Annotated in this window: 21 protein-coding genes; 20 read left to right on the top strand and 1 reads right to left on the bottom strand. The window is 70.7% G+C overall.

Going from position 1 to position 13,294, the window contains the following annotated elements; all coding sequences use genetic code 11:
• The first annotated feature begins 1 nt into the window (after nt 1).
• The 8 genes from SCWH03_RS02640 (at nt 2) to SCWH03_RS02605 (ending at nt 4,086) form a co-directional block, all read left to right on the top strand.
• The gene (locus SCWH03_RS02640) at nt 2–220 is read left to right on the top strand and encodes a hypothetical protein (protein WP_173261149.1); all 219 of its coding nucleotides are present in this window, start codon (nt 2–4) and stop codon (nt 218–220) included.
• 5 nt (nt 221–225) lie between these two features.
• The gene (locus SCWH03_RS02635; protein WP_254076506.1) at nt 226–1,101 is read left to right on the top strand and encodes a YqaJ viral recombinase family nuclease; all 876 of its coding nucleotides are present in this window, start codon (nt 226–228) and stop codon (nt 1,099–1,101) included.
• Entirely contained in the window at nt 1,098–1,337 is a 240-nt protein-coding gene (locus SCWH03_RS02630) for a hypothetical protein (RefSeq protein ID WP_173261145.1), read from the top strand. Before SCWH03_RS02635 ends, SCWH03_RS02630 begins: the two co-directional genes overlap by 4 nt.
• Nucleotides 1,334–2,107, top strand: coding sequence for a recombinase RecT (locus SCWH03_RS02625; protein ID WP_173261143.1), 774 nt, complete (start codon nt 1,334–1,336; stop codon nt 2,105–2,107). Before SCWH03_RS02630 ends, SCWH03_RS02625 begins: the two co-directional genes overlap by 4 nt.
• Nucleotides 2,108–2,184: 77 nt before the next feature.
• Entirely contained in the window at nt 2,185–2,547 is a 363-nt protein-coding gene (locus SCWH03_RS02620; protein WP_173261141.1) for a hypothetical protein, read from the top strand.
• Nucleotides 2,544–2,831: a hypothetical protein gene (locus SCWH03_RS02615; protein ID WP_173261139.1), complete on the top strand. Its 288-nt coding sequence runs from the start codon at nt 2,544–2,546 to the stop codon at nt 2,829–2,831. Before SCWH03_RS02620 ends, SCWH03_RS02615 begins: the two co-directional genes overlap by 4 nt.
• The gene (locus SCWH03_RS02610; RefSeq protein ID WP_173261137.1) at nt 2,828–3,679 is read left to right on the top strand and encodes a hypothetical protein; all 852 of its coding nucleotides are present in this window, start codon (nt 2,828–2,830) and stop codon (nt 3,677–3,679) included. The genes SCWH03_RS02615 and SCWH03_RS02610 overlap by 4 nt, the downstream gene beginning before the upstream one ends.
• On the top strand, nt 3,676–4,086 hold the full coding sequence (locus SCWH03_RS02605; RefSeq protein ID WP_173261135.1) for a cytosolic carboxypeptidase N-terminal domain-containing protein: 411 nt from the start codon (nt 3,676–3,678) through the stop codon (nt 4,084–4,086). The genes SCWH03_RS02610 and SCWH03_RS02605 overlap by 4 nt, the downstream gene beginning before the upstream one ends.
• Before the next feature lie 48 nt (nt 4,087–4,134).
• Here the strand turns inward: SCWH03_RS02605 and SCWH03_RS02600 are convergent, their stop codons facing one another.
• Nucleotides 4,135–4,344: a hypothetical protein gene (locus SCWH03_RS02600; protein WP_173261133.1), complete on the bottom strand. Its 210-nt coding sequence runs from the start codon at nt 4,342–4,344 to the stop codon at nt 4,135–4,137.
• A gap of 214 nt (nt 4,345–4,558) precedes the next feature.
• Between SCWH03_RS02600 and SCWH03_RS02595 the strand changes: the two genes are divergently transcribed.
• The 12 genes from SCWH03_RS02595 (at nt 4,559) to SCWH03_RS02540 (ending at nt 13,288) form a co-directional block, all read left to right on the top strand.
• Nucleotides 4,559–5,575, top strand: coding sequence for a hypothetical protein (locus tag SCWH03_RS02595; protein WP_173261131.1), 1,017 nt, complete (start codon nt 4,559–4,561; stop codon nt 5,573–5,575).
• 13 nt (nt 5,576–5,588) lie between these two features.
• Nucleotides 5,589–6,923, top strand: coding sequence for a replicative DNA helicase (dnaB, locus tag SCWH03_RS02590; RefSeq protein WP_173261129.1), 1,335 nt, complete (start codon nt 5,589–5,591; stop codon nt 6,921–6,923).
• Nucleotides 6,920–7,153, top strand: a complete 234-nt coding sequence (locus SCWH03_RS02585; RefSeq protein ID WP_173261128.1) for a hypothetical protein — start codon at nt 6,920–6,922, stop codon at nt 7,151–7,153. Before dnaB ends, SCWH03_RS02585 begins: the two co-directional genes overlap by 4 nt.
• The gene (locus SCWH03_RS02580) at nt 7,150–7,917 is read left to right on the top strand and encodes a hypothetical protein (RefSeq protein WP_173261126.1); all 768 of its coding nucleotides are present in this window, start codon (nt 7,150–7,152) and stop codon (nt 7,915–7,917) included. Before SCWH03_RS02585 ends, SCWH03_RS02580 begins: the two co-directional genes overlap by 4 nt.
• Nucleotides 7,918–7,972: 55 nt before the next feature.
• Nucleotides 7,973–9,709: a DNA cytosine methyltransferase gene (locus tag SCWH03_RS02575; RefSeq protein ID WP_216854705.1), complete on the top strand. Its 1,737-nt coding sequence runs from the start codon at nt 7,973–7,975 to the stop codon at nt 9,707–9,709.
• Between the two features lie 30 nt (nt 9,710–9,739).
• Nucleotides 9,740–10,342, top strand: a complete 603-nt coding sequence (locus tag SCWH03_RS02570) for a hypothetical protein (RefSeq protein ID WP_173261124.1) — start codon at nt 9,740–9,742, stop codon at nt 10,340–10,342.
• Nucleotides 10,339–10,677 carry a hypothetical protein gene (locus SCWH03_RS02565; RefSeq protein WP_173261122.1) on the top strand — a complete coding sequence of 113 codons (339 nt, stop codon included), beginning with the start codon at nt 10,339–10,341 and terminating at the stop codon, nt 10,675–10,677. Before SCWH03_RS02570 ends, SCWH03_RS02565 begins: the two co-directional genes overlap by 4 nt.
• Nucleotides 10,678–10,743: 66 nt before the next feature.
• Nucleotides 10,744–11,076, top strand: coding sequence for a hypothetical protein (locus SCWH03_RS02560; protein ID WP_173261120.1), 333 nt, complete (start codon nt 10,744–10,746; stop codon nt 11,074–11,076).
• Nucleotides 11,073–11,315 carry a helix-turn-helix domain-containing protein gene (locus SCWH03_RS02555; protein WP_173261118.1) on the top strand — a complete coding sequence of 81 codons (243 nt, stop codon included), beginning with the start codon at nt 11,073–11,075 and terminating at the stop codon, nt 11,313–11,315. The genes SCWH03_RS02560 and SCWH03_RS02555 overlap by 4 nt, the downstream gene beginning before the upstream one ends.
• 152 nt (nt 11,316–11,467) lie before the next feature.
• On the top strand, nt 11,468–11,671 hold the full coding sequence (locus SCWH03_RS02550; RefSeq protein ID WP_173261116.1) for a hypothetical protein: 204 nt from the start codon (nt 11,468–11,470) through the stop codon (nt 11,669–11,671).
• Nucleotides 11,664–12,629, top strand: coding sequence for a hypothetical protein (locus SCWH03_RS02545; protein WP_173261114.1), 966 nt, complete (start codon nt 11,664–11,666; stop codon nt 12,627–12,629). Before SCWH03_RS02550 ends, SCWH03_RS02545 begins: the two co-directional genes overlap by 8 nt.
• The gene (locus tag SCWH03_RS02540) at nt 12,626–13,288 is read left to right on the top strand and encodes a hypothetical protein (protein ID WP_173261112.1); all 663 of its coding nucleotides are present in this window, start codon (nt 12,626–12,628) and stop codon (nt 13,286–13,288) included. Before SCWH03_RS02545 ends, SCWH03_RS02540 begins: the two co-directional genes overlap by 4 nt.
• Nucleotides 13,289–13,294 lie beyond the last annotated feature (6 nt).

The raw sequence follows: 13,294 nt of genomic DNA, 5'->3' as shown, positions 1-13,294 counted from the left end.
CGTGAACATCCGCTTCCGCCGCTGGACCCTCGAGGTCTACCGGCGCGCACTCCACATCACCCGCGGCCCGCACCCCGACTGCCCGACCTGCGCCGGACACGGCGGCATCGAGGTCCACGCGAACGGCTGGCCCGAACACGACCTCTGCCACTGCTGGGACCCGGCGCCCGTCGTCCGCATCCCCCTCTGGTTCCGCCGCACAGAAGGCGTCCCGTTCTAGTGACCGTGACGACGCCGACCGGGGTACTCCTCGGTACCTACACCCCCGGCACCCCAGAGTGGCAGGCCGCCCGCGCCGGACTGTGCATCACCGCCACCGAGATCGCCGCCGTCCTCGGCTTGTCCCCGTGGCAGTCCCGGTTCAGCCTCTGGCACAAGAAGGCCGGCCTCCCCACTGCGCCCTTCCAGCCGAGCGTCGCCATGGAGTGGGGGATCCGGCACGAGCCGACCGTCGCCGCGAAGTACGCGGAGATGCACCCCGAGCTCACGCTCACCGAGACCGGCACCTGGCGGCACGCCGAGCGGGAATGGCAGCGCGCCACCCCCGACCGTGTCGGCGACGACCGGCTCGTCGAGATCAAGACCGCCACCGTCGACGACGACTGGGGCGAACCCGGCACAGACGAGGTGCCCATCTACTACCGCTGCCAGGTCATGCAGCAGATGGACGTCCTCGGCTACCGCCGAACCGACATCGCACTCCTCGTCGGCAACTGCGACTACCGCGAGTACACCGTCTGGTTCGACGAGGACGACGCGAAGGTCATGCGTGACGCCGCCGTGCGATTCCTCGACGACGTCCGCACCGGCAACCGCCCCCCGATCGACGGAGCCGACGCCACATACCAGACCATCCGCGTCCAGCCCGACGGCCTCGAAGACCGCGACGTCCAGATCCCCGCCCAGTTGGCGGCCCGGTACGAGACCGCGCAGCAGCACGCGAAAGACGCCGGCACGGAACTCACCCAGGTTCGCGGCGAACTCCTCGACCTCCTCGGCAACGCCAAACGCGCCGTCGTCGGCGACCGCCGCATCGCCTACCGCACCGTCCGCGAGGACGGCACCACCCACTCCCTCCAGCCCTACAGGAGCACCACGTGAACGACGCAGAGACCATCCTGCGCGCCGCCCGTGACATGCGAAAGCAGGCCCGCACCCGAGGCCGAGCAGGCGAGAACGTCCCGATGAACCCTGAGGTCGTCGCGGAGATCGCCCGCTTCATGGAGGTGTGCGGCCGCGACCTCCGGGCCGCGGGCCGCTACGGCGGGACCGACGAGCCCGGAGCCGTCGAAGAGGCCCACAACATCGCCCGCATCTACCTCGGAGAAGACCAGTGAGCCAGATCAGCAACGCCATCGCCCGGCAGGAACAGTCACCCGCCAACCTCATCGAGCAGTACAAGCCCGAACTCGCCATCGTCGCCGCCAGCCACATCAAGGTCGACACTTTCGCCCGCCTCGCCGTCGGCGCCCTCCGACAGAACGAGAAGCTCGCCGCCGCCGCCCAGAACAACCCGGCCAGCCTCATGAGCGCCCTCATGACCGCCGCCCGCCTCGGCCTCGAACCCGGCACCGAACAGTTCTACCTCCGCCCCATCAAGCGCCGCGGCCAGCCCGAAGTGCAGGGCATCGTCGGCTACCAGGGCATCGTCGAACTCATCTACAACGCGGGCGCCGCATCGTCCGTCGTCGTCGAGGTCGTCCGCGCCAACGACGAGTTCAACTACGTGCCCGGCCTGCACGAGCGCCCCGTCCACAAGGTCGACTGGTTCAGCGACCGCGGAGACCTCGTCGGCGTGTACGCCTACGCGGTCATGCAGGGCGGCGCCACGTCCAAGGTCGTCGTCCTCAACCGCAGCCACATCGCCCGCGCCAAGGCCAAGTCCGACGGAGCCGACACCGAGTACAGCCCGTGGCGCACCGACGAGGAAGCCATGTGGCTGAAGACCGCGGCCCGCCGGCTCGGCAAGTGGGTGCCCACCTCCGCGGAGAGGCGCACCGCTGCGATCGAACGCCTCGACACCCCGGCCCTGCCCGCCAGCAGCCCGCTCGGAGAAGTCGACCCCGACGAAGACGACGGCCCCATCGAGGGCGAGCTCGTCGACTAGCCCGCACGCCGGGAGCCGGCCGCACCCGTAATGCGGCCGGCTCCACCCCCAGCATCCCAGCCCGAACGGAGTCCGTCATGACCCGCCGTCTCACCGTCGCCGAACGCCTCGCCTCCGCCGAGAAGGACATCCGCCTCGAGACCATCGCCGACCAGTCCTCATGGGACAGGTTCCTCGTCGAGCAGGCCGTGTTCCACTTCGGCACCCGCCACACCGAGTGGTCCGCCAACGACATCCGCGACGTCCTCCCCGAACTCGGCCACGGCTACCTCGGCGCCGCGATCAACTCGTTGCGCACCGCCGGGCTGATCGAACACACCGGCCGCGTCGTCCCCTCCACCCTGCCCAGCACCAACGGGCACCGGCTGAGTGTCTGGACCCTCAGCGACCGCGGCCGCGCCATAGCCCAGCAGCGACGCGCACGGAGGGCAGCCGCGTGACCCGCACTGTCGAGGCCCTCGCCGTGGTCGGCGCCCTGCTCGCCCTGATCGGCTGCTACGCCGCCGCCGTATGGGTCCGCCACCTGCTCCGCCGCCGGCCGCAACTGCCCCGCCGCACCCCCGCCGACGTCCACCGCGACGCCGCCACCCACCGGGCCTGCCACCACTTCCGCCAGGCCATCGACGACCACGACACGGTGTGGACCATCTGGCCCGACCCCCCGTCCTGGCGCATCGCCCACACCCAATGGCGCCTCGACCAGAGGAAGGACAACGGCACGTGAGCACCGCCCGCCGCGAACCGCCCCACCACGACACCCTCACCTGCTACACCGACTACAAGTGCCGCTTCCCCGAGTGCGTCGAACGCTTCAACAACTGGCAGGGCAACCGGAACCGTGCCATTGCCGAGGGAACCTGGCAGCCGTTCATCGACGCCACCCCCATCCGCCAGCACCTCCTCAAGCTGTACGCCGTCGGCTACACCCCTCACCGCGTCTCCACCCTCACCGGCATCGACTGGAACACCATTCGCCTCTACACGCAGGCGGCACCCCGGCTCGGACGCGGAATGATCCGCCGCACCACTCCCGAGTTCCAAGCCAAGATCCTCGCCATCAAGCCGGAGCCGACCCAGTCCGGCCGCGTCGACCCCATCGGCACCGTCCGCCGCGTCCAAGCCCTCGTCGCCACCGGCTGGCCGCTGAAGGAACTCGGCCCGCACATCGGCATCAAGCCCGACAACGTGCGGCGCATCATCAGCCGCGGCGGCCAGGTCTACGGCACCACCGCCCAGGCGACCATCGCCGCCTACGACACCCTGCGGCGGACCACCCCCGGCAAGCACGGCATCAGCAAGCTCGGCATCAACCGGGCCCTGCGCTACGCCAAGGAGCACCGCTGGGTGCCGCCTAAGTATTGGGACCAGTACCCGGGCGCCATCGACGACCCGCACTTCGAGCCCATGTACCGCGTCACCCGCCGCGAGATCATCGCCCACGACGCCAACTGGATCATGCGGACCACCGGAGTCAACCGCGAAGACGCAGCGAACCGTCTCGGCGTCACCAAGTCCTACATCGACCACGCCTTCCGCGACCACCCCGAGTACGCGGTGGGGGTGGCCGCATGACCCGGGCCGCGATCGTCGAACTCCTCCACGCCGGACTGTCCGACAAGGCCATCGCCCGACAACTCCACATCGGCCGGCCCCGCGTCCGCGACCTGCGCGCCGAACTCGACATCCCGAAGTGCCCGCCCGGCTACAGGTCGGCCGCCTCCATCGACGACGTGTTCTGGCGCCGCGCCGTCCCGACCGACGACGGGCACCTGACGTGGCCCGGCCTCGACCTGGCCCGCGGCAGCTACATCAACCACGCCGGCCGCAAGCAGTCCGTCCACCGCATCGCGTTCCGCATCGGCAACGGCCGGGAGCCGGTCGGCAAGGTCCGCACCGGCTGCGGCACGGCCGGCTGCATCCACCCCCGGCACGTCGACGACCAGCGGATGCGCAACCAGTACCGGGCGATCTTCGCCTGAGCGCACGACAAAGCCCCGCCGAAAGGCGGGCAGGGAGGAGGGGACGTGCTAGTCGGACTTCTGCTTCGGACGCCGGACGGCGCGACGCTTCGGGGCTTCGATGCCCTGGGCCTTGCGCCAGGCGGCGACGCGGGCGTGCACGTGCCGGCGCATGTCGTCGGCGCGGGAGGTTCCCTCCTCGTCGCACAGCTGCCCGTATGCGGCCCACGTCTCCTCGTCGATGCGGACCATGCGGCCGGGCGTGCCCTTCGTCGTCATGTCGACAGAGTAGCTGACTCTCCACTGACTAGGCACCCCACTCCCGGAACGGTGCGCCGCTACCGTGTTGCTGTTGTATTGCGGGTGACTACACACCCTGAGGTATCATCGAAGAGCCAGCGAGGGACCAACACCACCCCGCTGAAGCCTCCATGAGGGCTGTCCGCCGCAGCCGCAAGCCACCACGCGACACCCCTCCCGAGAGAAGGAACCCATGGGCTACGAACTCCGCCGCTGGTTTGAGGACCGGCTTCCGCAGGAGATCTCGTCCGGCGAACGTGTCGTCGCCCTGGCCATCGCCGACCTCGTCTGGGACGACAGCCGCATCGGCTACGGCCGGCTGTTCACGCAGAAGCTCCTCCACAAGACCGGCTTCGAGAACGAGACCCAGATCGGCAAGGTGCTCGGCAAGCTCGCCGCCCGCGGCATCGAGCTCCGCGTGCCGATCGCCGGCCAGGACGGCAAGCCGCTGCGGAACAAGCGCGGGCAGCTGGTGTACGCGCACCGCGGGCACCAGCGGACGTTCCGTGTGCCGTTCGAGTCAGAGTTCCCGGGCCGCCCCGCACCTTACTGGAACGACGAAGGAGAAAGGTCACCCGATAGGGAGACCAATGGGTGGCGCAACGCCGAAAGGTCACCCGCTAGGGAGACCTTTAACGGCGAAAGGTCCCCCAGCAGGGAGGGCAATAAGGCAGAAAGGTCACCCGCTAGGGAGTCAATGGTCACCCAGGCGGGAGACCCTATCCCCCTAACCACAACTACCTACCTCCCTCCCTCCGTAGCCCCGCGCGCCGCCGCGACTCCCGGGAGGACGGACGGCAGCAAGACGGACGACGACGCGATCACCGCCGCCGTCGACTTCCTCATGAACCTCCCCCAGCCGTGGGCCGTCGGCCGCGTCTCCGCCAAAGCCACCGCCCCGCAACTGCTCGAAGTCGCCGCCGAGCAGGGCTGGAACCTTGACGACCAGCTCGTCACGAAGCTCACCGAGAACCCGGGCGGAATCCGCAACTACAGGCAGGTACTGCGCATCCGCATCGGAGACCTCCCCAAGGCGCCCCCCGCGCCGGCCCCTCGGGCTACCTCCCCGCTGCCGCCTTGGTGTGGCGAGTGCGCGGACGGGGCCCGAGCCGCCGAACGCGAAGCCCGACTCCGCCTCGTCTACGACGACCGCGGCCACGGCCACCCCTGCCCGAAGTGCCACCCGCAAATGACCAGCCACGCGGCCTGAACCCGGAGAACCCATGGAAGACGAGATCATCACCCGCACCCCGCCGCAGGACCTCGACGCCGAGCAGTGCGTCCTCGGCGGAATGCTCCTCTCGAAGCGGGCCATCGCCGAAGTCGTCGAGATCCTCGACGCCGACGACTTCTACCGGCCCGCGCACGAGACGGTGTTCCGCGCCGTGCTCGACCTGTACGGCAAGAACGAGCCCGCCGACTCGATCACCACGTCGAACTACCTGCGCGAGCTCGGAGTCCTCGGCAAGGTCGGAGGCCCCGCCTACATCAACGAGCTGGTGCGCTCCGTGCCCACCGCCGCGAACGCCGGCTACTACGCGGAGATCGTCCGCGACTGCGCTGTCCGTCGCCGCATCGTCGAGGCAGGCATTCGCATCACGGAGATCGGCTACAACGGCGAGGGCGAGGCGCAGGAAGCGCAGGACGCCGCCCAGGCCGAGCTGAACGCCGTGACCACGGTGCGGGAGGAAGCCGACTCCGCGTTGATCGGCGAAGACCTCGAGGACGTCATCGAAGAGTTGGAGAGGCTGCAGGCCGAAGGCCGGGCCACGGGCCTGCCCACCGGGTTCGCCGACCTCGACACGCTGACACACGGCCTCCACGGCGGACAGATGGTCATCATCGCCGGCCGCCCGGGGCTCGGGAAGTCGACCCTCGGCGTCGACATGCTGCGCGCCTGCTCGATCCGCTACGGGCTGCCGTCGGCGTTCTTCAGCCTCGAGATGTCCCGCCGCGAAGTGCAGCACCGCATCATCTCCGCAGAGGCGCGGATCGGCCTGCACAAGATCCGCGGCGGTCACATGACCGACTACGACTGGGCCGCGTTCGCGAACCACATGAAGAAGCTGGCTGCCGCGCCGCTCACCATCGACGCCACCCCGAACCGCACGGTCACTCAGATCAAGGCGCGCAGTCGGCAGATCAAGCAGGTGACCGGACTGTCCCTGGTCGTCATCGACTATCTGCAGCTCCTCGAAACGCCCGGGAGGCGGCGGCCGGAGAACCGTCAGGTCGAGGTCTCGGAGATGAGCCGCGGCATCAAGCTGATGGCGAAGGAGCTGGACGTTCCGGTCGTCGTCCTGTGCCAGCTGAACCGTGGTCCGGAGCAGCGACAGGACAAGCGGCCGATGCTCGCCGACCTTCGCGAGTCCGGGTCCCTCGAGCAGGACGCCGACATCGTCATCCTGGTCCACCGCGAAGACGCCTACGACAAGGAGTCGCCGCGGGCTGGTGAGGCGGATCTGATTGTGGCCAAGCACCGGGCCGGGCCGACGACTGAGATCACCGTCGCCGCCCAGCTCCACTACAGCCGCTTCTGCGACATGGCGCACACGTGAGCGGCCTGACCCCAGAGGACATCGCTGCGGCCCGGGCGCAGGGAGATCTCAAGTTCCTGATGCTGCAGGCCGGCGGGCTGACCGCCAAGGTCCCCGCGCAGCGTGACGCGGACCCGGTCGACGAGGAGCCCTGCTACCACATCCGCCGCCCCGGCGCCTGGCCCTGTGGCACGGCCGCCAGCGGATCGACCCCACCGCCCTGCCCCGACTGCCTGAAGGAGACGACATGACCCGCTGGTACCCGAGCCAGGGCACGAAGTACGGCGGCACCCACCCGCCCCGCACCACCATCAACCGCATCGGCGAACACTCCTCCGCGATGCGACGCCAGGAACAGCGCATCCACGACAAGCAGATCCTCGCGAACTACGTCCAGCTCCAGCCCGGGGTCCTCGTCATCTGGGACCGGCAGCCGTACCGCGTCGTCGAGGTCGCCGAGCGCCCTGTCGACCTGTGGGGCGAGAAGCACGAGGAGCGGTTCGCGACCGCCCTCGAACACTGGGAGATCGGCGGGAAGCGCGGCGACCGCCCCGAGAAGGAGACCTGGGGCGGACGGCCGATGGTCTTCGTCCTCGCCGCCGACGGCAAGCCGCACGAGAAGCCGCTGCACTTGATCGGCCCGGCGAACCACGCGTGGGACGTCCTGCCCGAGCACTACTGGATCTGCTCGGCGTGCGGCGACCTCCCGCCCTGCCGCCACCAGGAAGCCGAGCGGATCGCCGACCGCCAGGCCGCCCACGCCGACGTCCTCATGGACATCCCGCCCGGCCACTGCCTCGCCTGCGGCGAAGTCATCACCCGCCGGCAGCAGGCCACCCGCTTCCCCGGCCCGAACCTGTGGCGCCCCGACTTCGGCGAGAACTCCGCCGTGTTCCACGCCCGGCTCGAGTGCTCGACGCCCCGGGAGCGCTACCGCGAGCTGTGGGAAGCCCAAGCCTGCGGCGGCATGAAGCAGCAGTCGAGCCTCTTCCCCGACGACAACCCCGCCGCATGACCCCCGTCGGCGCGTGGCCGTGCGGCACAGCAGCCACCGGACCCACACCCAGACCATGCACCCACTGCAGGAAGGACACCGCCTGATGTACCGCAACGACGACGACGCGCTGACGGTCATGGACTGGTTCTGTGGCGCGGGCGGCTCGAGCCAGGGCGTGCACGCCGTCCCCGGGGTTCGGGTCGAGCGCGCGGCGAACCACTGGAAGCTCGCCATCGAGTCGCACGCCTCGAACTTCCCGGCCACCAGCCACTACCAGGGCGACATCCGCAAGGCCCCGGTCTGGAACTGGCCCGTCACCGACATCTTCTGGGCGTCCCCGGAGTGCACGAACTGGTCAGTCGCGAAGGGCAAGCGCCGTGACTTCGCCGGCGCCATGCAGGGCAGCCTCCTCGACCTCCTCGCCGGACTCGCCGACGAGGACGACCAGCCGTCGGCCGAGGAAGAGTCCCGCGCGCTGATGGAGGAAGTCCCGCTGTACCTGCGCGGCGTGCAGGAGCGCGGCGGGCTGGTGAAGGCTGGCATCGTCGAGAACGTCGTCGACGTCCGCGCCTGGGACCAGTGGGACCGGTGGATCGGTGAGATCCACAAGCTCGGCTACCGCACCCGGATCATCGCCCTCAACAGCATGCACGCCGACCCGCGCGCCGTGCACCGGGCGCCGCAGTCCCGCGACCGGCTGTATGTCGGCTACTGGCACGAGACCTTGGGCCGCACCCCGGACTGGGACAAGTGGCTGCGCCCCCGGGCCTGGTGCGAGGGCTGCGAGGCGCACGTGCGGGCGATGCAGGTGTTCAAGGATCCGAAGCGGGACATGGGCCGCTACCGGCAGCAGTACGTGTACCGGTGCCCGAACACCGCGTGCCGGAATCAGATAGTCGAGCCGGAGGCCCTGCCCGCGGCGGCGGCGATCGACTGGTCCATCCCGGGGCAGCGCATCGGCGACCGGGCCAAGCCCCTGGCAGCCAAGACGGTCGCACGCATCGAGGCGGGGCTGAAGAAGTTCGCCCGCCCGGTGCCGATGATGGTCCCGGCCGGGGGCACGTGGCGGGACGCCGCGGTCAGCGTCGGCGAGCCGATGCCCGCCCGGACCACCCGCGAGAACGACGCCCTGATGGTCCCGCCGTTGATGATCCCCGTTGAGGGACGGGACGGGAAGGAAGCCGCGTCCGCGCACGGCCCGCTGCGGACCATGACGACTCGGAACGAGACCGGGCTGGCGTGGCTGCCGTTCATCGCCGAGCTCCGCGGCGGCGGATCCGTCGCCCGCTCCGTCACCGAATCCCTCGCGACCGTCACCGCGTCCGGCAACCACCACGGGCTCGTCATGCCCGCCATGGTCATGCGGAACAACGGCAGCAAGGGCGACGGCGGCGAGCACTGCACCTCCCCGGCCGAGCCGTTCCGGACCATGACCACGGCCGGCCACCAGTCGCTCCTCACCTGGGAGCACATGCTCGTCCCGTACTACGGCAACGGCACCCCGCGGACCGTCAACGAGCCGATCGGCGCGCTCACCACCCGCGACCGGTACGCCCTGGTCCGCGGCGACATCGACATCAACGACGTGCTGTTCCGGATGCTCGAGCCCCACGAGATCGGCCGGGCCATGTCGTTCGCGGACGACTACATCGTCCTCGGCAACAAGCGGGAGAAGGTCCGCCAGTACGGCAACGCCGTGACCCCGAACGCGGCCGAGGTCCTCGTCTGCGCCCTCGTCGAGGCCATCACCGGCGAGGAGATCGACCGGCACGCGGAACCCCAGCCGGCCGTCCTGGCCCCCGCTGTCTAGCCCCTCCCGCCCCAACCCGAAGGGACCCGCATGTCCGACCGCTCCCGCCGCCGCACCATCGTGTGCGCCTGCTGCGGCCAAACCGCGGCCCACCGCGGCCAGGGCTACTGCGTCGCCTGCTACACCCGCTGGGTCTACCACGGGCGTCCCACCAGCGGCGCGCCGAAGCCCGGCGAGACGCCACGCAAACCGCCCGCCAAGTCCACCCGCGTGATCCCCGCGTTCTGCCAGCACGGCCACCGCCTGGCCGCGAAGAACCTGCGATTCTCCCCCGCCGGGGTGCGCTACTGCCGCGCTTGCCGCTACGAGGCCGAGCGGGCTTACGCAGACCGCCAGTTCGCCAAGCGGCACAAGGACCACGACGTCATCCCCACGATCGATGGCCGCCGCTACTGCCGGACCTGCAACCGCGGGGAGCACGACATCGACGACATGGCCATCGACCGCACTGCATCCGGTGACCGGCCCGACCGAGTGACCGCGGCCGAGCTGGAGGCCGCCGTCATACAGCTCCGCCTGTACGGGCTGACCTACGAGCTGATCGCCGCACGGACCGGCTGCTCACTGCGGCACGCCTGGTCCATCTGCAAGGACAACGGACTCACCAGGCCCCGGAAGGAGCGCGCAGCGTGACGAGCCGATGCACCTGCCGCCACTGCACGCCGCAGGCGACAGAACCCGAGCAGGCCCCCACCTTCCACAAGCCGGTGATCCTTCCGACGAAGCCGCGCCGGTTCCGCATCCACCACGACGGCCGTACCCAGGACTGCACTCTCCACCCCGACGGGCGGCTCACGATGACCGCGGCCGGCCAGCTGTGGGTGTCGGCACTGTCGTTCGACGAGATGCGCGACCGGAACTGGGCCACCGCGCACGTCGAGTGGGACCCGGCCGAGGAGAGCCCCGAGCCGCCCAAGCCCGTGCCGCAGCCAGATGCCGTACAGGCCGAGCTCACCCCCGCCCCGTGAACGCCGGACGCCCGCCCCGAGGCTCAGTCGGGGCGGGCGCCACCCCACCGTACCGAGGAGCAGCCCGTGTTCCACTTCATCGACGCCGACGGCCACCGGCTCACCGCCGAGCCCGGCACCGACCTCGACGGGAATCCCGTCACGACCCTCTGGGTCAAGGGAGCCTTCGCCCGTGTGCCCGTCCGGATCCCCACGGATCGGGTGGAGGAGGTCATCGCCGGCATCCGCCAGACCGCCCGCCCGGCAGACGGACCGCCCCGGAAGTGCGGCCGGACAAAGTGCGTCAGCGGCACCGAGTACCCGCCGTGCGATCGCCCGGCCGGGCACATGGCGGCCTACTGCCGCAGTGCCGGCAGCGCTGCGCACTTCCTCGCCGCCGATGTAGAGGCCGCCCCGTGACGGCCGCTCTCACGGCCCGGCAGCGGCAGGTCCTCGCGCTCGCGGCGAACGGCAACACGAACGCGGCGATCGCGAACTGGCTGGGTGTCACCCCGCACTCGGTCGCCGAGATCCTCACCGCCGCGTACCGGCGGCTCGGTGCCGCCGACAGGGCGCAGGCTGTCGCGATCGCTCTGGCGGTCGGTGAACTCGGCATCCACGAGATTCACGTGCCCGACGCCCGGCAGGGGGCGCCGTGAGCCTCCAGTGGGGCCGTGGGTGGGGCTGTGTGCCCGTCTGCGGCCCGCAACCGCCGGAGGCGACCCAGCCCCCGCATGGCCCGCAGAACGGCGCTCAGAGCCGCCACGACGCCCCGCGGGCCCTCCGACCCACCAACCCGAACGGACAAACCATGCTGCAACAGACGCAAGCGTTCCCCGAGTTCATCGCCGTCACCGCCTACCGGCACGACCACGGCCACCGCGCCTGGGCGTGGCGCTGCTGGGGCGACGGCACCTGCGACGGCCGGCTCAGCCTCGACCACGACACCGAGCAGTGGGCCACCACCGCCGCCCGCCGCCACCTCACCGAGACCCACGGAGCCCCCGATGCCTGAACCCACACCCGCCGACGACTGGTGCCTGAGCAACGTGGTCCTCACCGCGTCGATCGGCTACCCGGTCCGCTGCCCGCACTGCCCGCCCGACGCGGGGCCCGTACCGCCCACCCACTGGGCCAAGCACGTGCAGCGCCACCACCCGGAAGCCGCCCCGGCCGATGTCCGCGTCGGGTCGGCGGAGGAGCTGCGGCGCCTGTACGTCGAGGCCGCCAACCACGCAATGCTCCCCGCAGTCGCCGACCCTGACCGGCGCCAGCACCTCGCCGAAGTCACCGCCACCGCCCTGCTCGACGTCCGCGACCGTGCCCTGGCGCGCGCCCAGCAACGCCTCCAGCTCGCCGACCTGGCGCACCAAGAGCGCACCACCCCGCCCCCGGCCGACGTCCGCGACCAGATCACCGAGGCAGTCGGGCTGCACAGGAACGGCCCGGCGTCCGATGGACGCGGCTGGTACCGGAGCGACCAAGACCAGGCCGAATGCCGGGCCCTCGCCGACGCCGTCCTGCGGGTGCCCGCCATCGCCGAAGCCCTCGCCGGGATCCCGCTCGTCTGCTCCGACGAACGCCACCAGGCCAAGGTGCGCGCGCTGGAAGAGCAGCTGTCCGAGACGCGAAACGCGCTCGCCATGCAGAAGGGCGTCAGCGCCGACCTCCGCGTCGAGAGCAAGGCGCGCGGCGACAAGCTCGAGCGGGTGCGGAAGTACGCCGCCGAGATCGAGCGCTCAGGCTGGACCGGGCCCGCGCTCGCCCGCAAGATCCGCGCCGCCCTTGACCCGCAGGAGCAGCCGGCCACCCGCCCGCCGGTCCACGTCGGCGGCAGGGCGAACGCGGAGTACTGCCCCGCCTGCATCGCCTCCGCGCTGTCCCCGCCGTGGCCTTTCATCTGCCCCGGCGAGGCCGCCCACGAAGGGCCCACGGAACCCGCGCCGCACCACCCGAACGGAGAACGCCCGTGACCGTCTGCATCACCGAGCGCTGTAGCCGAACCCTCCGCGAATGGGAGGAGCAGGCCGGCATGCTCGCCTGCTCCCCGTGCTTGGGCCAGATGCGGCACTGGCTCCAGCAGATCCCCGCCGCCATGGTCGTCCTCCGCGACGGCAGCATGCAGCGCGAACGCACCGGCGACACCGGCGGCCGCGGCGGCACCCGCACCGCACCCCTGCCGTGCCGCGAGGACGTCCTCAACCTGATCGGGCCCGCCGCATCCGCGACCGTCCGCGACCCGCACGGCGACCAGCACGGCCAGCGGCCCATCATCGACACCCTCGGAAGCTGGACCAAACTCGTCTGCGAGGAGCGCAGGCTCGACGGCCCCGCCCGGTGGACGGAAGTCGACCTCGCGACGTGGCTCATCCGGCACCTCGGGTGGGCCAGCACCCGCCAGTGGGTGACCGACCTCCACCGCGAACTCTTCGACATGGCCTGCGCCATCAGAAGTGCCACCCGCACCGGGATCACCACCAAGGCGCTCAGCCGGCCCTGTCCTCGCTGCGAAGAACTCCTGCTTCAGCGGACAGACCACGACCTGTACAACCGGTGCACCAACGAGGCCTGCGAGGCGGTCTTCACCGACGCCGAACTCAACGACGACGCGATCAGGAGAGCCGCCGCGTGACGAAGC

Source organism: Streptomyces pacificus (assembly GCF_011766325.1).
Classification (GTDB): domain Bacteria; phylum Actinomycetota; class Actinomycetes; order Streptomycetales; family Streptomycetaceae; genus Streptomyces; species Streptomyces pacificus.
This window is presented reverse-complemented; position numbering and strand designations above follow the sequence as displayed.